Origin of the sequence: Octadecabacter arcticus 238 (assembly GCF_000155735.2) — a bacterium.
Classification (GTDB): domain Bacteria; phylum Pseudomonadota; class Alphaproteobacteria; order Rhodobacterales; family Rhodobacteraceae; genus Octadecabacter; species Octadecabacter arcticus.
Window position 1 is genome coordinate 3,091,665 of record NC_020908.1, and the last position, 20,221, is coordinate 3,111,885.

Here is a 20,221-nt window from a genome sequence, read left to right on the forward strand (position 1 = left end):
CAATGTTTCCACGGTTCGTTGTGACACTCGCCGCTGCCAGCATATTTCTGGCCAGTACGGCATTTGCCGAGGTCCAACCGCGCCGCGGCACCCATGACGCACGCGTGCGGGTGGCCACATTCGTGGATGGCGAGGTCTACCAGGTCAGCACCAGCCTCACCCATGTCACCAGCATCGAGTTCGGGCCCGGCGAGACCATCCGCTCCATCATTGCAGGCGACACCGAAGGGTTTCTGCTCGACGGCGTCCCCGGCGGTCAGGCCTTCGCGATCAAGCCTGTGGTCCGTGGCGCGCATACCAACATCACGGTCTATACCAACCGGCGCAGCTATTATTTCAACGTGACAGAAGCGTCCGCCCCGACCTTCTATGTGATCCGGTTTCGCTATCCGGAGGTCGCGCGCGATGATGCACGGGCGATCGTACGCCAGCCTGCCAACCATGCCTACGGCGTCAGTGCACAAGCCGAGATCACGCCCCAAGAGATCTGGGACGATGGGACCTTCACGTATTTCCGCTTTGCCGCGAATGCACCTGTCCCCGCGATCTTTCGGTGGTCAACGGGCCGCGAGCGCAGCGTCAATGCCATGGCCCAAGAAGATGGCGTGATCCGGGTTTCGGGTATCAGTGCCAGATGGGTGCTCCGCCTCGCAGATCTGGAAGTCTGTGTTCAGGATATGAGCGGGGTTGCCGCCAATGACTGAGACAGCTGAGTTGCGCAAACGCCTGGAAGCGCTCGAGGGCGGTGGCGATAGCGGCGGCCGCCGCACGCGCCCGGTCTTGTTATTGATCGTGTTGGGCGTTGTGGGCGCGGCTGCACTGCTTGCTGTCATAACGCTGATGTCGCGCGAACCTCAGCCTGAGCCGATGGAAACGGCTGCCCCGGCAGAGTTTCAGGACAGTGGGCCAGGTTTTGGTGCCCTCGATCCAGTGGCACCACCTGAACCAGCCACGCAACCGGCGGCCCCTGCACCCACGAATGCCGAGACCGAGGCCCTGCGCACGCAGCTCGACGAGATGCGCGCGGAATTGACGGCCCTCAGCAATGTGCCAGCGCCGGATGCGCCCGTCTTGGACAGCGCAGCACTCGACGCATTGAACGCCGAGATTGACGCCCTGCGCAGTGATGCAGATGAGGCGGAGGCCGCCCTGCGTGCAGATCTTGATGAGCGCGGGCGGCAAATCCAGCGCCTGCAGACCGATCTGGAACTCGCGCAGCTTGAGACCCCCGCTACGCCTATGGCTACAGGTCCAACAGAAGAAACGCTGCGCCTGCAAGAGCTCGAACGTCGCCGCGAAGCCGAGCGCGCCATTCTCGAGGCCCGCATCGCCAGCCCGATCATCGCCTTCGGCTCCAGCGGAGGCGGTACTGATGAAAGCGCGGCTGAGCAGCGCCGCCTCGATGGTGAGACGGATTTCGTCCGAAACGGCGCGCAGCCAGCAACCGTTACCCAGGCGCAGACTATCGTGAACCCGTCCAACACGGTTGTGCAGGGCACGATGATCCAGGCCGTGCTGGAAACCGCCATCGACAGCCAGCTTGCTGGTCCCGTCCGCGCCTTGGTCTCCGAAGATGTCCATGCCTTCGATGGCACGCGTGTGCTGATCCCGCGCGGGTCGCGGCTCATCGGGCGGTATCAATCCGGCATTGATATCGCTCAACAGCGCATCACCATCGCCTGGGACCGGATCATCCTGCCAGACAACCAGAGCGTCGAGATCAGCGCCTTTGGCGGCGACGCACTTGGCCGCTCCGGCACCACCGGCTTTGTCGACAGCCGCTTTGGCACGCGCTTTGGATCAGCCGCGCTGATTTCGCTCATTAGAGGCCTGCCCGCGGCAGCTGCAGGATCGACCGAAGACCAGGCCACGGCAGACGCGATCGAAGGCACCGCCGAGAGTCTGGAGGACACCACCCAAAGTGTTGTCAGCGAATATCTCGCGCTCGCCCCGGTCATCTATGTCGACCAAGGCGCGCGCGTCACCGTCATGGTGGACCGCGATTTGGAGATTTTCTGAGCCATGGGTGCCAGCTATCTCCAGAGCTCGCTCGACCAGCTGCCCGCCGCGCGCGATCCCAAGCTCATCGAGCTGTGCATCAACCCTGACGGCACCGTCTGGGGCGAGATGCAGGGTGATCATTTTATGCGTGCGCTGGATATGCGCCTGACGCCCCATGCCGCACAAGACCTCGGCGCGCAAATTGCTTCCACCGCCAACACCACGCTCAGCCGCGCAAAACCCATAGTCTCGGTTAGCATCCTCTACCGGGACAGGCCGATCCGCGCGCAGGTGATCCAGCCACCCGCCGTCGAAGGCGGCTTTGCGATTTCACTGCGGTTTTTTGCCGACCTGCCGCTCGACAAGATCCAGCTCGCCTATCTCTTTGGATCCGAACGCAGTTCCGAAGCCACGCGTCGCGCGCGCAATACAGAGTTGCGCACCGTCGTCGCCACAGGCGATATCGAGGCCGCCATCGCCTTCTGCGTCAGCCACAAGCTCAACATGATCGTCTCCGGTGGCACCTCCACAGGCAAGACCGTCACCGCGCGCAAGATCCTATCCTTTGTGCCCGAGGCCGAGCGCCTGATCACGATTGAGGACGCGGCCGAGCTGAGGCCGACACAGCCCAATACAGTGACGCTGATGGCCGATCGAGAGGCACGCGAGCACAGCGCAGATCAGCTGCTGACCGCGACCCTGCGCATGCGACCCGACCGGATTGTTCTGGGCGAGGTCCGCGGCAAGGAGGCCATGACCTTCCTCGAGGCTATCAATACCGGCCATGGCGGATCGCTCACCACGCTGCATGCCGAGACCCCACAGCTCGCAATCCAGCGCCTCGCAATCGCGGCGCTCAAAACCGATGTCCCCATGACCTACCAGGATATGATCCATTACATCACCCGCTCGATCGACGTGATCATCCAAGCTGGCCGCCATGAAGGCGCGCGCGGGATCACCGAGTTCTACTTGCCACGCGTTGAAACAGAAAAAACGGAGACCGCAGATGTTTGAATACCTCACACGCCAGATCAATACAGGCCGCAAGAAACCGCAAACTTATGCCGGGGAGCTGAATGCCCTCGGGCGCGAGGGCTGGGAGCTTGTTGCTGTAACCCCGGATTTTGACGGCGAGCATATCCTCACCGCGTTTCTGAAGCGGCCGCTGAAGGCCGCGCACTGATCGAAGCAAAAGAGCGAGGCGGATCCCATGGGCGTTGTCACCTGGATGGTGGAGACCACAGACGGTTATCTTGACGGGGCGGCCGAGACCACCTTTGGCACCGTCGCCAGCCAAGTAGGCGGTATCATTGCCGTGGGCTCAACTCTTGCCGTCATTGGCCTCTTCGTAAACATGGCCCTGCAGGTGCGGTCAGTTGATGGCCGCACGGCTTTCTGGTTCGCCATCAAACTCATGCTGATCACGCTCTTTGCGCTCAACTGGGTGCAGTTCAATACCATTGCGGGTGCCATCACAAATGGGCTTGATCAGCTGGCGGGCGGTATGATCGCGGGTCTGGGCGGCGGTGGCGCGGGGGCGGCCTATTTTGCCGCCGCCTTCGACGATCTCATCGCTGAGTTTGGGAACTACCTCAATGCCGCGGGCGACAATATGCACTGGATGGCCGGGGCACTCATTGGTGCCATTGGAGCGTTTCTGCTCGGCATCATCGGCGCGCTTTGCGGGCTTGTATTGATCTTTGCCAAAATTATGTTGGCCTTCATGATCGGCATCGCGCCAATCATGATCGCGCTGTCGCTCTTCGACGTGACCAAGGATTATTTCCTGCGCTGGCTGTCCTCCACCGTCTCCTACGCGCTCTACCCGCTGGTCATCGCGGGGGTGTTTTCCATTGTCGTGGGGATGTCGCAGTCCTTGCTGGCCGAGCTTGGTGATCCCGAAGGTGCCAGCAATATTGGCGCGCTCATCCCCTTCTTTATGATGATGTTCCTCGCCGGTGGCATGATCGTCGCCACACCGCTGATCGTCCGCGCAATCTCGGGCAACTTGATGATGGCAGGTCCGCCAAGCATGCCCGGCGTTAGCGGGTTCGCAAAAGGCGTAGCTGGAACAAGAGGCTCCCGCGCACGGGCGCGGTTTGGAACGCAGTCAGCTGGGGAAATCGCAGGTACGGGTGTGCGCCAGGCCGGTAGTGCTGCCGCTTCACTGGTTCAGAAGGTGTCGGAGAGGTCAAAAAGGTTGGAATGAATTGGCCCGCGACGCCTTGGGTTGAGGCAGCCCCCTATCTGAAGCGACTCAAGTTATCGCAGCTACAGAAAAATGTTCGCATTTTGTTCCAGAGCAATGTAAACTGACAACTGATGAGATGTAAAAGCTTGCGAACGTGCGTTGGACGAAATTGGTGCGTGGCTGCAAGTTTGGAAAACTGGGTTCTTGAAATGACGAATGCTCCAATGGGCGATATATTCTTGCCGACTGTGTTGCGCCGTGGCTATTTCCAAATATTGGCCGTGGACGCATGATTACTCAGCCGCCTCATATCTACAATGCCACCGTCGGGCTAACTGCAGGGCAGCACTGATATGGGCGGATCGATTGTCATTGCCGAAAAACCTTCACAGGCACGCAACCTGCGCGAGGCGTTGGGAAACCGCTATGGTCGGATACTGTCCGCACGCGGGCACATCTTCAAACTGGCGGAGCCCGCTGAAGTCAACGAAGCTTGGAAGAAGTGGTCTTATGAGGTGTTGCGCCCTGAATCTGGATTTTACCCGCTGCGCCCGGATAATAGCCATGGCAAAGACAAGCTGATTGCAGAAATCAAGGCGGCCCTGAAAGAAGCTGACCGCGTGATTATTGCAACCGACTGTGACCGCGAGGGTCAGGCCATCGGTGAAAACATTCTACGCTACTTCAAGTTCAAGGGTGAGGTGCTGCGGGCAATGTTTTCTGCGGAAGATCCGGTCTCCCTGCGACAATCATTCGAGGCCTTGAAGCCCAATGAACACTACAGACCGCTTTACGCGGCTGCCGTCGCGCGTGCGCAGAGTGACCAGATTGCCAACCTGACAGCCACACGTGCTGTGACGATTGCCCTTAAGCCGCATGGCATGAAGGGGGCCATTGGCATCGGCCGGGTCAAAACCCCAACCATGGGGATCGTCTGCGCAAGGGAGCGCGAGATCCAAGGTTTTGAGCCAAGGCCCTATTTTGATCTTTGGGTTGATGTCAGTGACGGCAAAGAGGGCCTGCGGCTCAAGCACTTCCCTGCGCACGAAGCCCGGGTTTTTGATCAGGATTTGGCGCAAAGGATCATCGCATCCTTTGATCCTTGGAAAGGCCCTTTGCAGGTTACCTTTGAGAAAAAGAAGCAACCGCCGCCACGCCTGATGGATTTGCCGCTCTTGCAGCAACGCGCGGCGCGCTGGGGCTGGTCCGCACAAAAAACGCTCGATGTAGCACAGAGGCTTTATGAGACCCACAAGGTTACGACGTACCCTCGGGCTGAGACCAAATATTTGCCGGAGGCCGAAAAGCAAAATGCCCAGGCCATGCTCGATGGTTTGCGGGAGCTGCCGTTTGTTAAAGTGGCCTACGAGAACCCAACATATCGCATGGGCAAGCGAGGCTGCTTTTCTGATGAAGGGCTTGCGGGGGCTTCGCACCATGCGATTATTCCGAACTTCAAGACCCGAGATAAATGGGCGCGTGTGCTTGGGGCATTGTCCGGCGATGAGCGTCGTCTTTTTGAACTGATCGCACTGAGCTATACCGCAGCCATTGGCCCGGACCGCCATTATGATCGCACAGAAATCTCGTTGATGGCTGGACAACGCAAGTTTGCCGCAAGTGGTATTGTCGAACGGCAACCAGGTTGGCGAGAGGCGCTCGGCGCGGATCCTGACGCCAGCAAGAAGAGCGACGCCGAGGCTGCAGCCATCCTGCCGCCCTGGAAAGACCGCCAGATAGTCAATGCCGTCAAAGCCGGGGCGGATAAAAAGACGACCAAGCCACCAGCCCGTTTCAATGAAGGCACCTTGATCAAAGCAATGCAGGAAGCGTGGAAATATGCCCGTGATCCAAAAACAGCGGAGCGCTTAAAAGGGGCTGCCGGGATCGGAACGCCAGCGACGCGCGCCTCCATTCTCGAGGGGCTAAAAACCCAGAACCTGTTTGAGGTCATTGATAAGCATCTAGCGCCAAGCACCCTCGCACTGGCGATCTACGACGTTCTGCTGAAAGAGGCCCCCGAAATCCTTGATCCAGCTGCGACGGCTGAAATGGAGCTGGCTCTTGATGGTATTCTCAAAGGGGAGCAGGATCCACGCACTGTGGTCGATACAATTGTGGCCCGCGCGGCGGCCTTGGCCGCAAAGATGGAGCAGCGCGGCCAGTCAGGCACCAAGCTCGATATTGATTTTACTGCGAAACCGAGCCCAAAGATGCTTCAGGCCGCACGCGCCAAAGCGAAGCGGATAGGGACGCGCTTGCCCAAAGACGCAACAACTGACCGCAAGATCTGTTCGGAATTCCTCGGGCCGCGATTGGAAGGAAACGGTCCAAGTGATGCCCAGCTGGCCTTTGCGCGCAAGATTGCCAGTGACGCGAACGTCGACTTGCCGGACGCAATCCTTGGAGATCGCGCAGCCCTTTCTGCCTTTATCAAAAAGAACAAAGGGAAGTTGCCAAAGCGCGGTGCGAAGTCTGAGGGTATCAAAGATAAGCATGATCGACGGTAAGAGAGGGCAGCGATGAGCAGTGCGAAGAAATCATGGAAAGACGTCAAACCGGTGCTGTCGCGGTTTTCTTCCGCCCAACTTCTGGGGCTGGTCCAGGACCTATACCGCCTGAATGCAGAAAACGCGTCCTTCATGCATTCCCGTTTCTTGAGCGGGGGGGATGCAAAGAAGGACCATCTCACTCCTTACATGACAAGAATTCAGCGAGCGATCAGCCCAACGCAGCCCTGGAAAGAGGATGTAAAATTGGCCGCTGGCAGAAAAGCCATCAGTGACTTCAAGAAAGCCAATGGCAACATCCGTGATACACTGACCCTCATGATCTACTACGTCAAATGCGGCAATGATTTCACGCTTGAGTTCGGGGATATCGACGCAAGCTTCTATGACAGCTTGTGTTCAATGTTCTCGAGTGTTGTCCAAACCCTGATGAAACAACAAGATCAGGCGCTATTCGCCGAGTTTTCGCCCTTGCTTGAGGCGGAGCTTGCCCGCGTTTATGGTCAAATCGGTTGGGGACACCCAGATGAGTTGTCAAATCGCCTTGCTGACCTGCGAGATGCCTTTGAATAGCGGCTTGCGGCCATGTAAGTCACAAGGCCTGTAAGATGAACACCCGGCGCGGCAAGACGGGCCACACTGGCCATTGACCAGCTCCAGTGTACGCCGCATTGCGGTCCATAGAACCAGTCTTTCGCTGCAATATGCAAAATCTTGTTCTTGTGAACTTACACAGTAGATCATGGAAATGCGGCGCGGCCTGTGGCAATATCCTAATATGATTGAATTTCGCACTCTCGCCGAAGACCATCCGGACCTCACACATTCTCCGTTGCTTCGGGGCGCTCTCTTGACCCTGCAATATGCGCAGGAGCACAAATCAATAGGCTTGACCAAAACCAAGGCCTTCAAGCGCGCTTTCGTACATTGGGCTATCGAGCATTTCGACTGGCCAGGGAAAAGCGCCGAAGAGATGTTCCGCTACAAAAACGTGATCAATGAATATGAATTCCCCCCACTCGAGGTTTTGCATTTCGGCTCTTCTCCGCTTTGTTGAGTTATTCTAGGATTTCAAATAGAACATAGATTGATTATCTGGGATGGATGATTGTCTAATTTTGAGTTTGAAGTATTCGGTATCCCTGATGCCCCTGGCTCGTTTGCGGATCATTCCTATACTGACATTACCAGCCTCTATCCTGGCGCTTGTCAGCTTGTGTTTCGCGTAGTTGCATATGCCCACACAATGTTTTCTTAGGGATTTTGCGAACTTTTTCAGATAGAGCATGTGTGACTGATCTGCGATCAGGCACCAATTTTCCAGTTGCTCTGACATCCCCTCAAATGATGGGGCGCTCCACAGAGCCTGAAGCTGTTCTTTTAAGACGTAAAGCGTATTCAGGTTGCTATTGCTCTCCAGCAACGTTTGCAGCTTGTTACTTTGTTTTTCATTCAACTTATCCGCATTTTTGAGCAACAGATAATGCGTGCCCTTCATCAACTCTTTACCACTTGGATCGGCCTTCCTGAACTCAAGGCGACGCTGATTATGGATAGCCTTGCTGTAGTTTTTCATGACGTGGAAACGGTCAAATACGATGTCGGCCATCGGCAAGGACTCCCTGACAGCCTTTTGGTAGGCAGGCCCCATATCCATCGACACGGCCTTTATTTTATGGGCTGTATCTGGCCGCAGCTGTTTCAAAAACCTTGAAAAAACTTCGGCAGTTCGACCGGCTTCCACCCAGATCAGATGCCCTCCGACCATATCGTAGACCACCGTCATATAGTCATGACCTTTCGCCCGGGCCACTTCATCGACACCAATGTATTCCAAGCCAGCAAGCTGTGCGGGATCAAGCGCAGGGAGCGTTTCCATCAGGTATGCCTTGTCGATATTCTTTACCGTCTCCCATCGTATACCTAAATGCCTGGAGACAGCCAGAATGGATAAATGACGGCACAATCCACTGATAAGATGGCAAAATCGATGGGTGAAACGGCACCCTTTATCAACAAAAGGACACGCCTCAATGCGGCGCTCACCCTTGCTAATAAAAACCTGCGCTAGCTCAATCTCAATCACACAAGGATACCCAAAAAACGGGATGTCGTTTACTTGTCGGCGAATATGTTGGTTGATGCTACCCTTCTTGCCGGTTGCAGGGTCTATAGCGCTCCTGCGGGCATCCCGACTGCACTGAACAATAACCTTCGCACCGTCTTCAGCCAGCTCAATTTCATTTACACGTTGCCCCTTCAGGCGTAAAATATGTTGCGAGATGTCGATGGTCATATACCTGCCCTATGTAAAGTTGTCAGAAACCTAACATATCAACAGGTTACTTGATGGTCAGCATCTTTTCTTACTCAACAAAGCGGAGAAGAGCCTGCATTTCCTGCTAATTACGTTGCGCTTGGGACGTCACTTCAAGGGTGAGTTTCGGCTAACCAAGCGAGGCGCAGATCTGGCGCAGGCTCCTAGTCGCCTGCTTGCCGAGCTGATCCCATACTTTCTGTTCCAGATCGATCACGCGTCCTATGCGCGCTTCGATGACCGTCCCTTCGGAAAATGGGACGTCTGGATGAACGTGATTAACGTAGAGGCTGATCATGGAACGACCGAGGCTAAGTTGTTTGCAACCTTTTACGGTGAGCCAGAAGACTGGCACGCCGCGGGGTGGCGTGAGATGGCAGCGTTCTCATCTTGCGTGCTTTGGCCGCTCGAATGGGCAGGGTTACTGATTGAGACCCGTGAAGATGGCGCTGGCAAGCAGGTGTGCCATGTGTTCAAGACGCCGCTCTGGCGCAGTGCGCTCAAACTTGACACCGACGACATGCTGCAACCGATGTCAGTTCAGTGAGAGCAGTGCTTACGGACCCCATAACGCACCGCTGCTTGCAGCCCGAAGCGGACTTTGGTGAACCCTATCGTTGCTGCGTTGCAGCGTCTCCAAGATTACTGCCCCCACACACGGCATCAAATTGATTGCTTGATTTGATCTTCAGGTCCATCTTTAAGCCATGAACGAGAAGGTTTACGCCAGAATTCGGAGCATGTTCGATGTCCCACACATGCAAAACAGCCTGCGAGGCCTTTGGGTCGAAGCGATGGTTTGTGAAATTCTTGGTAGCGGATGGAAGCACACTGGTAATGACTGAGCAGCTTGGGACCTAGAACGGTCAGATGGGCTGCGGGTCGAGGTGAAACAGTCAGCAAGACAGCAATCATGGGGCACATCGACTAGCCTACCGCGTTTCAGTGTTGCGGCGGCCAAAGGACACTACCCCAATGGCAAGACCTACGTTGATAACGCGTTAGCCACTCGTCTAGCTGACGTGTATATATTTGCCTGGCATGAAGGAGAGGACCAAAGGGAAGCTTCAGAATGGCTATTTTACGTGGTCGAAGCCAAACGATTACGGGATGGGCAAAAAACGCTCGGTCTGCGCGCCATAAATAAGCTAGCTGAACCTGTATCCTCGTCCGTGCTTCGCGAATTGATGATGCAAGTTCTCAACTAACAGCCCGCAGCCGACCTTCGTCACTGATACTGACCGCGGCGTTGCAGCCAGTCATTGCGGACTTTCGCTGCAACTGCGAAGTTCGCGATGTTCGAATTCACACTATGCGGACGAAGCCGCAATTCGATGACGAAATCTTGAGGTCGTCGCTGATACTTAACGCTGGGTGCGAATAACGATAAGGCTTGGTAATCTTTGAAGCAGGGTGACTGAGGAAATAGCGTGAAAAAGCAATGCAGTCTTTGTGGGGAGATGTTGGATCGGTCAGCGTTCAACGGCATGGCCAAGGATTGTTCCGAATGCCGCCGGTATGAGGCATCGCGACCCAAGCGCGGTCAATCTCCTATCGAAAGAGCGATGACACCGAGAAATGCTAAGCAAACGGCATTGGCTGAAGTCCGAAAGCTAACCGAAAAAACCGGCAAGCCTCATGAGTTGGATCACGTGATACCAATTCGATCGAAGATCAAGCGTGGGTCCGACGATTGGGTACTTATCTGTGGGCTGGACGTGCCAGATAATTGGGAAATCCTGCCGAAGGAGGCCAATCGCAGTAAATGGACGCGATTTAGCAAGGCAGATGCCAGGGCTGAGGAGGAGAGATTGATCAAGAGACTGAGCGGCGAAGGATAGCTTGGGCCAATGACCTAATAATGGTGGTGAGCCAGAAGAGACAAACGACACGAACAGGCGGTTCGCTTCCATAGGTGCGGATTGCAGCAATCGTCACAGTGGGTTCAGACCTGCCGTTAGCTGCGTTTACACATTGAAAAAACTGGGTCGCAGCCCCGAGCGTCCGCTTTCTCCATGTTGCCCAATTTACTTTGCAGGCGAACCGAATGGCTGGTTTCCTGAAGGTTTTTCGATGCGGGCCGCTGCGCGACGTTTGTTGCTGGATCGGTGTCGGCCCACGTTGACAAACCTCGGAAGGAGGAAGCTGCGGGGGCTTGGTTGGAGCTATGGGGAAAGCACTGATCGGCGGCTGACCGAACCTAATTTTCGTAGATACAGCAGAGGCCAGTGGTGGCGCTCAAAACCATGCGCCGCGGTGATATCGGGGTCGTTGACGAGCTGCCTCGGCAGACTTTCTGTGTTTTGCCGTGCTTGGCACGAGACGACGCTTTCCCGGAATGCTGCGCAGATCGGAGCCGATGTTGACCAATTTGACGGGCACTTCATCTTGCTGCCTACTCCTTTGGTGGGGCACGACATTGGGGTTTCTGACCACGGCGGAAGGTCTCAATGATGCGCATTGCTCCACCACAGTCTGGACAAGGTTCTCGTAACGTTAACGGGATGATATCGGCGCTTGGCGGATCGTCGGGCTTCGCGATTTCTGCTCCGAGCAAGGTGCGGACCTTTGCGAGATTGACCTTGCGGGTTGCGCTAGCCAGCAGGCCATAATGCCGGATACGGTGGAAGCCGTCAGGCAGTGTATGGATCAGGAAACGGCGGAGGAACTCGTCCGTGGCTAGGCGCATTGTAGTCTGTTGTTCGCCGGTCTTGATCCGGTAATTCTTCCAGCGGAAGGCGACCGTCTCGGCATCCGCGCTGATCAGGCGGCTGTTAGAAATCGCCACGCGGTGCGTATATCGGCTGAGATAGGCGAGCACCGCCTCGGGTCCTCCGAAAGGCGGTTTGGCATAGACCACCCATTCTGATTTGCGTAACGGAGCCAGCCATGTGGTGAAGGTGTCGGGGTTCGCCAGACTGGTGTGGTCACCAAAGAAGGCAAGTTTGCCCGCGCGATGTAAGGCCAGAAGCCCCTCACTGAACGACTACCGGCTGACGCCGGTAGGTTCCCTTTTTGAATGTAATTCAAGATACTGAAGTATGACAGCGTCAGTGACATTGCCGCTGGTTGTTGAGAAAAATCCGCGAGCCCAAAACCGCTGGCCCCAGTACCGTTTGCGCAGTTCGGGAAACTCGCGCTGTATCTTATAAGACGAGCGTCCCTTGATCCGCATCATCACCTTTGACAATGCTATCTGAGGCGGGACCGATATGAACATGTGGACGTGATCGGTCGACAATACGCCCTTCTCAATATGCACGCCAAGTTCTTGGCATGTTTGGATAATGATTTCACGGATACGCTCACGCATCTCACCGCGCATAACTTTGTATCGGTATTTTGTTGTCCAGACGACGTGAAACCGGTGATAAAATTTGGTATGGCTTCCTGTGGAATAGATCATAATCTTCCCTCTCATTTTTAAGACCCTTACCGCTTCGCGGGGTCTTAAAAATGAGAGGGAAGATTATAGTACATTACGCTAAAGCGGACCGGCTGGAAGCCGGTGGCTTTAATCCCGTTTGTGGAAAGTAAACAAGCGTCGGAACAGTCGAGACAGCACACGCACGTGCAGAAAGAACCCCGGCTTGCACGCGACCCACCTCTTGCCGTCTTTTGACAATCCGCCACCGGGAATGACCATGTGGATGTGTGGGTGATGTGTCAGCGCCGAGCCCCAAGTATGTAGAACGCTGGTTAGACCGATGCGTGCGCCAAGTCGCTTGGGATCGGCGGCGATGGTCGTGACGGTCTGCGCAGATGCTTTGAATAAAAGTCCATAAATAGCTTTCTTATTCCAATATGCGATGCGGGCGATCTCAGCAGGCAGGGTGAAGACGACGTGGAAGTATTCCACTGGCAGCAGATCGTCGGCGCGTGCGGCCATCCAGTCGCGCGCGGCAGGACCCTGACATTTGGGACAGTGCCGGTTTTTGCAGGAGTTGTAGGCGATGTGCTGATGATTGCATTCGCTACATGCCGCCACATGCCCGCCGAGCGCCTCGGTTCGGCAAGCCTCAATCGCTGACATAACCTTGAGCTGAGCCAGGCTAACATGCCCCGCATTGGCCCACCGCCACGTGGGGCCATAGGAGCGGAAAATGTCAGCGATCTCCAGCTTGTGCCCGGTCTCCAACCTCGGGTGCTACTCGAGCCCCCGTCGTAGCGTGCGATCTTGCAATTGCTTGAGCCCCTCGAACGGGCTGACCGTATTGCGGATCGTTTTGGCGGCAACGTGGGTGTAGCGGGCTGTCGTGCTCAGTTTTGAATGCCCAAGCAAAACCTGGATTACGCGTACGTCCGTTCCAGCCTCCAGAAGGTGGGTCGCGAAGCTGTGCCGCAGAGTATGCAGCGTCGCAGGTTTGTTGATCCCAGCCATATGTTTGGCGGATGTGAAGGCGCGGTTCAATTGGCGCAGGGACAACGGGTTGATCTTTGGTTTGCCGGGAAACAGCCACCCCTCAGGACGTGCCTCAAGCCAGTACTCACGCAGCAGGTCAAGCAGCCCCGGCGACAGCATGGCCTTGCGATCTTTACCATTCTTACCCTCATCTACATGGATCAGCATCCGGCCACTGTCGATGTCCACCACTTTGAGATGGCAGACTTCTGAAGCCCGTAGTCCTGCGCCATAGGAGATACCGAGTGCCGCACGATATGTGAGACCTGGTCCAGGCACCGCCGCCAGCAGATCACCAATTTCCTCGACGCTCAGAACAACAGGCAGCCTCCTCGGTTTGCGTCGGAACTGCATGTATCGTTTCATCTCTTCGCGCCCGCAGGTCACACCGAAGAATAACCGCAGCGACACAATCCGGGTATTGAAGGTCGACGTCGTCACCTCGGTGTCCGTCATGTGAAGCTGATAAGCCCTGAGTTCGTCAGGTGTCGCCGTATCCGGCGAGCGACCAAGAAATGTCGCAAAATGTTTGATCGCACGGATGTGACCCTTCTGGGTTGTCTCACCAATCGCGCGGATACGCATATCTTCAATCATCCGCTGGCGCAGCGCCGTTGTCTTCTCTTCCTTCATGGCAACCTCCTGTTTGTGGATTGAGAAAGCCCCAATCGTCAAACAGATTTGCCAAATCACAAAACCAAAAGTTCAGGTCAGCATGCAACCACAGCAACAAGCGCAATTGCCGCGAGAGCGGCTTAGTCCATCCGCCCTTGTTGTCGAATGTCGCTCACGGCCCAAACCAGACCTTCACCACCTGATCAAAATGCTGCAGCGCAGCTCGTCATTGCGGCCATTCGTGCAACCCGACCAGATCAAGTTCTTACACGCGTCGTGCAAGAACAGTGTTTAACGTTTGCTGCAATTGATGTTTCATGATGCCAAATGCTCGAACAGGCGGGCGACAGCTTCAGCACCTGGATCGATGTGACCCTCCAGCTGTTCGGCGTTGATATACGTTGCGCGTCCCGCCTTTGCGGTCGTCAGCGTTGCTGTGTAGTCCGCGCCTTTGCGCGCAGCATTCGATGCAGACGTGAGGCCCGCATCCAGCGCGTCAAGCGCAGGGGCCAGTGCATCTACCATCGTGCGGTCACCGGGGTTCGCACCTCCAACTTGGCGCATCCGTTCCAGACCTGCCTGCAAGGCAGCGCGCATTGGCTTTCCCGATGCCGAGGCATCCCCTGCCGCCGCAAAAAAGATTGCCAACAATACGCCGGAAGATCCGCCCATAGTCTGGCTGAGTTCCAACCCAATCGCACGATAAAGCTGGGTGTGATCTGCCAAAGGCAACGTATCCATAGCCTCGATCAGAGCTTTGCCAGCCGTGGCAAGCGTCGATCCTGTGTCACCATCACCAGACTTAGCGTCAAGGACGTTCAGATCAGCTTCAGATGCGATCAAAATTTCGCAGCACGTTGTCAGGAAAGCTTTTGTTGCTGCATGTGGCGATGCGGGCGCACGGATCGGCGAAAGACCATCGGGCAATGGCAATACTTTCGTAGGTGTACGTGGGTTACATCCAGGCCAGCCGACAACATCGACAGGCTGCAATAGCAATGCTTCATCTGCCTTGGTTAGCTCAACCACGGAAATTGAAAACCCATGCATATCCAATGCGGTCATCATAGCATTTGGACCGATGATGTATTTGATTCTGTCTTTGATGTCAGATGACAAAAGGTCCTGCGTCAGGATCGACATCTCCAACACGGACGCCCCACCAAGGTTGTTGATTAGAACGGCATGCTGTGCATCCGCCATCGTCGGGACAAGCTTTTCCACGACTTTCGCAACGGCGTCTTTAGCGCCTGATGATACGACTTGTTCGACCCCTGCTTCGCCGTGAATGCCCAAACCCAGTTCAGCCATTCCTTCGGGAATGCGGTTTTCTTTGGGCGATCCAGGAACAGTACAGGTGTCCAGTGACATACCAATGCTACGGCTATTCTTGATCACACGTTTCGCGGCCTTGGTGCACTCCTCAAGTGAGGCCCCGTTTTCAGCCATCGCCCCCGCGATTTTGTGAACGAAGAGCGTACCTGCCAAACCGCGTGCTTGTGGCAGATCGGGAAGCGCGACGTCATCGTCCAAAATCACCATCGACACCTTGTGTCCAAATGCGCGTGCACGTTCGGCGGCAAGACCAAAGTTCAGTCGATCACCGGTGTAGTTTTTGACAATCAACAGACACCCTGCCGGTCCCGTGACGGCCAATATACCAGCCAGAACCGCGTCTGCAGAGGGGGAGGCAAACACGTCACCGCAAACCGCTGCGGTTAGCATACCAGCACCCACAAAGCCTGCGTGTGCAGGTTCATGACCAGAACCACCGCCCGATACCAATGCCACCTTGGATTTACCCCAATCGCTACGCACCACGACGCGGATATGTGGATAGCCATCAAGACGCGCAAGCTTGCCGCCCGATGCTGCAATCGTTCCGTTGATGGCGTCTGTCACCATGTCTTCTTTGTTGTTTATAAACTGCTTCATGGCCATTTCCCCTTACGCAACGCGCGCGCCATCGGCGCCAAAATAGAGTGCTTTGTGCGGACGAATTTTAACGATATCGCCCGCTTTAAGATCAGTGTGCGCATCTGTGACGGTAATCAAATCGTGGGACTTGAATGACAGATGCAGGCGCGTTTGATCGCCAAGATGTTCAACGCGGTGCACGGTGCTGTCTTCGCCGTCCCCTTGCAAAATCTGTTCAGGGCGCAGCCCGATATGAGTGGCCGCACCGGGCGCGCCGCCAAAGATATCTGCGGGCAGAACGTTGATGCGCGGCTGTCCAAGACGGCTGGCAGCGTAAACGCTGACGGGGTTTTCGTACAATTCACGCGGTGTGCCAAATTGCACCAGCTTGCCGTTGTCCAAAACGCCGACGTGGGTCGCCATTGTCATGGCTTCAATTTGGTCATGAGTCACATACAGAAGCGTCGCACCGGAATTTGCCTGAATGCCTTTCAGCTCGATCCGCAAGTCTGAGCGAAGTTTGGCGTCCAGCGAACTCAGCGGTTCATCCATCAGATAAACCGACGGTTGGCGCACCAAGGCACGACCAATGGACACGCGCTGCATTTCGCCACCCGACAAGGCCGTGGCTTTGTTGTCCAGCTTGTGGCTGATCTGCAGTACTTCGGCGACCTCGTTAACTTTTCGATCAATCTCTGGCTGAGGGGTGCGCAGGATCGGCGACTTGAGTGGAAATTCAAGGTTTTGACGCACAGTCAAATGTGGATAAAGCGAGTATTGCTGAAACACCATCGTCACATCACGTTGTGCGGGCGTCATCCCCGCCATGTCGCGCCCACCAATTGTGATGCCGCCCTTGTCGGGTTTATCAAGGCCTGACACCATGCGCAGTGTCGTCGTTTTGCCCGCGCCCGTGGGGCCAAGCAGAACGACAAACGAACCATCAGGGACGGTCATGGTCACATCGTCCAATGCAACGTCCTCACCAAAGGATTTGGACACATTCGTAAGGGTGACTTCAGCCATGGGACAACACTCCTTGGTTGGCATGACTGCGCAGGGCGCGCCCTGTCGATGCATCGAAAATGGTTACGGTGCGCGCATCAAAACGCAGGCCAATTTGCTCACCAACGGCGACGTTTTTCAGAGAGGCTTCGCGTGCTTTGATCTGACCGTTCGGGGTATCGAGCGTGATGATCTGCGTCGTGCCAAGGTATTCCGTGGCGACGACTTTGCCACGATAAGGTGCTGCATCATCAAGATGGACATGTTCTGGCCGCACACCGAAGGTGAGGTCACCACTCGCACCGTCCAGCAATTCCGGCATGTTCAAAACAACATCATCAAGCTGAACCGATGCCTGCCCGCCCGCAACTTTACCTTTGAAATCGAGGAAGTTCATACAGGGTGAGCCAATAAACTGCGCCACAAATTTCGTTGCAGGCCAGTCGTAGATCTCTTGCGGTACGCCGAACTGTTCAACAGAACCGTGGTTCATCACGACGATCTTGTCGCCCATCTGCATGGCCTCAAGCTGGTCATGGGTGACGTAGACCGTCGTAGCGTTCATACGGTCGTGAAGGTTGCGGAGTTCCTCGGACATGTGTTCGCGAAATTCCGCATCAAGTGCACCCAATGGCTCGTCCATAAAGAACGCCTTGGGGTCGCGAACGATGGCGCGACCAAGCGCAACACGCTGACGGTCACCACCAGATAGGCCACCAACAGGTTTCTTGAGAATGTCGGTAATGCCAAGAATTTCAGCGATCTCACCTACCTTCTTGCGAACCTGCGCCTTAGGCATACCCTGGCAAAGCAATGGATAGCTGATGTTTTTGCCGACGTTCATATGTGGGTACAACGCGAACATCTGGAAGACGAAGGCGATATCGCGCTGGCTCGCTGGTTTTTGACTAACCTCTTCACCGTCGATATAGATCTCTCCGGATGTCGGCAGTTCTAACCCCGCCATCATCCGCAGTGTCGTTGTCTTGCCGCAGCCCGATGGGCCCAACAACATGAAGAATTCACCATCTTCAATCGTGAACGTCGAAGATTTCACCGCATTGAACGAACCGAAATCCTTGCGCACACTTTCAATTCTAATTTGTGCCATGGGTCACTCCGGAAAGTGGCTAACGATGATGAACATCACCGTGCCGACAAGGGTTACAATGAAGGAATAGCTGTAAAGGCCCAGCAAGAAAGGCTGCATCAACATGAAGACCCCTAATGCAATAAGAATGGTCGCCAACATTTCCCAAGACCCACGGCGAAACCGCAAAAGTCCACTTATGAATGTACTTAAAAAGGTGATCATTTACGAACCGCCCCGAATGTGATCCCGCGCAACAGGTGTTTGCGAAGCAGGATGGTGAAGACCATGACAGGCACGAGAAAGATCGTGGCCCCCGCCGCTACTGCGGGCCAATCTTTACCGCTGGTGCCGATGATTGTCGGGATGAACGGTGGCGCTGTTTGCGCGGTGCCGGACGTAAGCAGAACCGCAAAGGCGTATTCGTTCCATGCGAAGATAAGGCAGAAGATCGCCGTGGATGCGATGCCTGTGGCCGCCTGTGGCAGGACCACTTTGTAGAACGCCTGGAATCGTGTGTAGCCGTCAATCAAGGCCGCCTCTTCGTACTCGATCGGGATCTCATCTATAAAGCCCTTGAGTAGCCAAACCGAGAGCGACAGGTTTACTGCAGTATAGAGCAGGATCATTCCGAGGTGCGTGTCGTTGAGACCGAGATTTCGAAACATCAGGAAAATCGGAATTGCGACGGCGATAGGCGGCATCATCCGCGTGGACAGGATGAAGAACAACAGATCGTCCTTTAGCGGCACCTTAAAACGGCTGAACGCATAGGCGGCGGCTGTTCCCAAGATCATACAGAGTAACGTAGATCCAAACCCGATGATGACCGAGTTCAAGAACCGCTCACCGTAGCGCGACGGGCCGGAAATGATCGTGCCGCGATTGCGTGTGATTTCATCATACCATGTCACCGCAGGTCCTGCTGCCTCAAGCATGTCGTCTGTCGCACGCGTTCGTTCAGTAAACAGGTTCACATACCCTTCAAGGCTTGGCTCAAACACCACGACCGGTGGGTAGGCAATGGAATCTGCGGGTGATTTGAACCCCGTCGCAACAATCCAAAGAAGCGGGATCAAGGTGATGATCGCGTAAAGAACAACGGCAATACCGGCGAACCATTTGGTGCCCCTTGTAGGCTCTGTGGCTGAATAGCTCATCGTTCTTTTACCTTGTTCAGTGCTTTGACATAGATCGACGCGAGGCCGAACACGGTGACAAACAGGATGACAGCGTAGGCACTTGAATACCCCGTTCGCCATTTTTCAAACGCTTCCCGTTTGAGGTCGATGGAAGTGAGCGTAGTCGTATTGCCCGGCCCCCCACCCGTCAGTTGAACGACAAGATCGAACATCTTGAAGTTCTCGATCCCGCGGAACAGTACAGCCAGCATCAGGAACGGCAGCGCCATAGGTATGGTGATGGTCCAGAACTGGCGCCATTTGCTTGCACGGTCACATTCGGCGGCCTCGTAAATACTATCAGGGATCGATCGTAGCCCAGCCAAACAGATCAGCATCACAAACGGTGTCCACATCCATGTATCAGCAATCACAATGGCCCAGGGCGCGAGGTGCACGTCTCCAATCATTGAAAAGCTTGCCGGGTCAGCGCCCGTAAAGAACGCAACTACGTAGTTGAACAGGCCGATTTGTGGCTGATACAGGAAAGTCCAGAAGTTACCTACAACCGCAGGCGACAACATCATTGGAAACACAATAATCGTCGTCCACATGTCGTTACCTTTGAATTTCTTGTTGATCAGAAATGCTAATGTGAAGCCGATCAGTACCTGCAACGTGATAGTCCAGATCAAGAAATGTGCCGTCGCCTGCATGGTGTTCCACACATCAGGGTCGGTCAGAATGCGTTGATAATTGCGCAGGCCGACCCATTCGACATCATTGTTTGGTCGGTTTACGCGGAAGTTTGTGAAGCTAAGACGGATCGTCCAAATCAGCGGAAAAATGTTCACGGCCAGCAGTAAGAAAACCGTTGGTGCGACAAAAATCCACGCGATAGTGCGATCCGAGAAGCCCTTTATGCGTCGGGCGACGCCGTCCGGTGTTTTGGCGGCGACCCTATCTATGGGGGAGACTGTCATATCGGAATTCCTTCAGACGCAAATTCGGCCCGTGGCGTATAAATTGTAAGTTAAAAGCCCCTCCAA

Annotated in this window: 17 protein-coding genes and 4 pseudogenes; 10 read left to right on the top strand and 11 right to left on the bottom strand. The window is 55.3% G+C overall.

Annotated elements, in window-relative coordinates; all coding sequences use genetic code 11:
* Nucleotides 1-2 precede the first annotated feature (2 nt).
* The 8 genes and pseudogenes from OA238_RS15995 to OA238_RS16025 all read left to right on the top strand — a co-directional run.
* Entirely contained in the window at nt 3-704 is a 702-nt protein-coding gene (locus OA238_RS15995) for a TrbG/VirB9 family P-type conjugative transfer protein (protein ID WP_015495973.1), read from the top strand.
* Nucleotides 697-2,019 carry a TraB/TrbI/VirB10 family type IV secretion system protein gene (locus OA238_RS16000; RefSeq protein WP_015495974.1) on the top strand — a complete coding sequence of 441 codons (1,323 nt, stop codon included), beginning with the start codon at nt 697-699 and terminating at the stop codon, nt 2,017-2,019. The genes OA238_RS15995 and OA238_RS16000 overlap by 8 nt, the downstream gene beginning before the upstream one ends.
* Nucleotides 2,020-2,022: 3 nt before the next feature.
* Entirely contained in the window at nt 2,023-3,018 is a 996-nt protein-coding gene (locus OA238_RS16005) for an ATPase, T2SS/T4P/T4SS family (RefSeq protein ID WP_015495975.1), read from the top strand.
* Entirely contained in the window at nt 3,011-3,187 is a 177-nt protein-coding gene (locus tag OA238_RS32880; protein WP_187293212.1) for a DUF4177 domain-containing protein, read from the top strand. The genes OA238_RS16005 and OA238_RS32880 overlap by 8 nt, the downstream gene beginning before the upstream one ends.
* A 27-nt stretch (nt 3,188-3,214) precedes the next feature.
* Nucleotides 3,215-4,213 carry a TrbL/VirB6 family protein gene (locus tag OA238_RS16010; protein WP_015495976.1) on the top strand — a complete coding sequence of 333 codons (999 nt, stop codon included), beginning with the start codon at nt 3,215-3,217 and terminating at the stop codon, nt 4,211-4,213.
* A 335-nt stretch (nt 4,214-4,548) separates the two neighbouring features.
* Nucleotides 4,549-6,705, top strand: a complete 2,157-nt coding sequence (locus OA238_RS16015; RefSeq protein ID WP_015495977.1) for a DNA topoisomerase — start codon at nt 4,549-4,551, stop codon at nt 6,703-6,705.
* A gap of 12 nt (nt 6,706-6,717) precedes the next feature.
* The gene (locus tag OA238_RS16020; RefSeq protein WP_015495978.1) at nt 6,718-7,278 is read left to right on the top strand and encodes a hypothetical protein; all 561 of its coding nucleotides are present in this window, start codon (nt 6,718-6,720) and stop codon (nt 7,276-7,278) included.
* 205 nt (nt 7,279-7,483) lie between these two features.
* Nucleotides 7,484-7,741, top strand: a pseudogene (locus OA238_RS16025) (hypothetical protein); the annotation flags it as partial.
* 27 nt (nt 7,742-7,768) lie between these two features.
* Here the strand turns inward: OA238_RS16025 and OA238_RS16030 are convergent.
* On the bottom strand, nt 7,769-9,001 hold the full coding sequence (locus OA238_RS16030) for an ISL3 family transposase (RefSeq protein ID WP_015495002.1): 1,233 nt from the start codon (nt 8,999-9,001) through the stop codon (nt 7,769-7,771).
* Nucleotides 9,002-9,095: 94 nt separating this feature from the next.
* Here OA238_RS16030 and OA238_RS16035 point away from each other — a divergent pair.
* A pseudogene (locus OA238_RS16035) lies at nt 9,096-9,569 on the top strand (hypothetical protein); the annotation flags it as partial.
* Nucleotides 9,570-10,452: 883 nt separating this feature from the next.
* Nucleotides 10,453-10,863, top strand: coding sequence for a hypothetical protein (locus OA238_RS16040; RefSeq protein WP_144055915.1), 411 nt, complete (start codon nt 10,453-10,455; stop codon nt 10,861-10,863).
* 554 nt (nt 10,864-11,417) lie between these two features.
* Here the strand turns inward: OA238_RS16040 and OA238_RS16045 are convergent.
* From OA238_RS16045 to OA238_RS16095, 10 genes and pseudogenes are all read right to left on the bottom strand, one after another.
* Nucleotides 11,418-12,005, bottom strand: a pseudogene (locus OA238_RS16045) (IS91 family transposase); the annotation flags it as partial.
* A gap of 3 nt (nt 12,006-12,008) precedes the next feature.
* Nucleotides 12,009-12,428: an IS200/IS605 family transposase gene (gene tnpA / locus OA238_RS16050; protein ID WP_015494130.1), complete on the bottom strand. Its 420-nt coding sequence runs from the start codon at nt 12,426-12,428 to the stop codon at nt 12,009-12,011.
* Nucleotides 12,429-12,557: 129 nt separating this feature from the next.
* Nucleotides 12,558-13,160, bottom strand: a pseudogene (locus OA238_RS16055) (IS91 family transposase); the annotation flags it as partial.
* Nucleotides 13,161-13,169: 9 nt separating this feature from the next.
* Nucleotides 13,170-14,057: a tyrosine-type recombinase/integrase gene (locus tag OA238_RS16060; protein WP_015495979.1), complete on the bottom strand. Its 888-nt coding sequence runs from the start codon at nt 14,055-14,057 to the stop codon at nt 13,170-13,172.
* Between the two features lie 297 nt (nt 14,058-14,354).
* Nucleotides 14,355-15,974, bottom strand: a complete 1,620-nt coding sequence (locus tag OA238_RS16070) for a dihydroxyacetone kinase subunit DhaK (RefSeq protein WP_015495980.1) — start codon at nt 15,972-15,974, stop codon at nt 14,355-14,357.
* 12 nt (nt 15,975-15,986) lie between these two features.
* Nucleotides 15,987-16,982, bottom strand: a complete 996-nt coding sequence (locus OA238_RS16075; protein WP_015495981.1) for an ABC transporter ATP-binding protein — start codon at nt 16,980-16,982, stop codon at nt 15,987-15,989.
* Nucleotides 16,975-18,072 carry an ABC transporter ATP-binding protein gene (locus OA238_RS16080; RefSeq protein WP_015495982.1) on the bottom strand — a complete coding sequence of 366 codons (1,098 nt, stop codon included), beginning with the start codon at nt 18,070-18,072 and terminating at the stop codon, nt 16,975-16,977. The genes OA238_RS16075 and OA238_RS16080 overlap by 8 nt, the downstream gene beginning before the upstream one ends.
* Before the next feature lie 3 nt (nt 18,073-18,075).
* A complete protein-coding gene (locus OA238_RS16085) occupies nt 18,076-18,276 on the bottom strand; it encodes a hypothetical protein (RefSeq protein WP_044036991.1) in 201 nt (66 codons plus the stop codon).
* Nucleotides 18,273-19,211 (bottom strand): carbohydrate ABC transporter permease, encoded by a 939-nt coding sequence (locus tag OA238_RS16090; RefSeq protein WP_015495983.1) that lies wholly within the window; start codon nt 19,209-19,211, stop codon nt 18,273-18,275. The genes OA238_RS16085 and OA238_RS16090 overlap by 4 nt, the downstream gene beginning before the upstream one ends.
* Nucleotides 19,208-20,155, bottom strand: coding sequence for a carbohydrate ABC transporter permease (locus OA238_RS16095; RefSeq protein ID WP_015495984.1), 948 nt, complete (start codon nt 20,153-20,155; stop codon nt 19,208-19,210). The genes OA238_RS16090 and OA238_RS16095 overlap by 4 nt, the downstream gene beginning before the upstream one ends.
* Nucleotides 20,156-20,221: the final 66 nt, after the last annotated feature.

Coding starts and splice junctions, on each gene's coding strand:
- OA238_RS16090 (WP_015495983.1), bottom strand. CDS start 19,211: ATGAGCTATTCAGCCACAGAGCCTACAAGGGGCACCAAATGGTTCGCC.
- OA238_RS16085 (WP_044036991.1), bottom strand. CDS start 18,276: ATGATCACCTTTTTAAGTACATTCATAAGTGGACTTTTGCGGTTTCGC.
- OA238_RS32880 (WP_187293212.1), top strand. CDS start 3,011: ATGTTTGAATACCTCACACGCCAGATCAATACAGGCCGCAAGAAACCG.
- OA238_RS16010 (WP_015495976.1), top strand. CDS start 3,215: ATGGGCGTTGTCACCTGGATGGTGGAGACCACAGACGGTTATCTTGAC.
- OA238_RS16080 (WP_015495982.1), bottom strand. CDS start 18,072: ATGGCACAAATTAGAATTGAAAGTGTGCGCAAGGATTTCGGTTCGTTC.
- OA238_RS16070 (WP_015495980.1), bottom strand. CDS start 15,974: ATGAAGCAGTTTATAAACAACAAAGAAGACATGGTGACAGACGCCATC.
- OA238_RS16075 (WP_015495981.1), bottom strand. CDS start 16,982: ATGGCTGAAGTCACCCTTACGAATGTGTCCAAATCCTTTGGTGAGGAC.
- OA238_RS16030 (WP_015495002.1), bottom strand. CDS start 9,001: ATGACCATCGACATCTCGCAACATATTTTACGCCTGAAGGGGCAACGT.
- OA238_RS16060 (WP_015495979.1), bottom strand. CDS start 14,057: ATGAAGGAAGAGAAGACAACGGCGCTGCGCCAGCGGATGATTGAAGAT.
- OA238_RS16020 (WP_015495978.1), top strand. CDS start 6,718: ATGAGCAGTGCGAAGAAATCATGGAAAGACGTCAAACCGGTGCTGTCG.
- OA238_RS16095 (WP_015495984.1), bottom strand. CDS start 20,155: ATGACAGTCTCCCCCATAGATAGGGTCGCCGCCAAAACACCGGACGGC.
- OA238_RS16015 (WP_015495977.1), top strand. CDS start 4,549: ATGGGCGGATCGATTGTCATTGCCGAAAAACCTTCACAGGCACGCAAC.
- OA238_RS15995 (WP_015495973.1), top strand. CDS start 3: ATGTTTCCACGGTTCGTTGTGACACTCGCCGCTGCCAGCATATTTCTG.
- tnpA (WP_015494130.1), bottom strand. CDS start 12,428: ATGATCTATTCCACAGGAAGCCATACCAAATTTTATCACCGGTTTCAC.
- OA238_RS16000 (WP_015495974.1), top strand. CDS start 697: ATGACTGAGACAGCTGAGTTGCGCAAACGCCTGGAAGCGCTCGAGGGC.
- OA238_RS16005 (WP_015495975.1), top strand. CDS start 2,023: ATGGGTGCCAGCTATCTCCAGAGCTCGCTCGACCAGCTGCCCGCCGCG.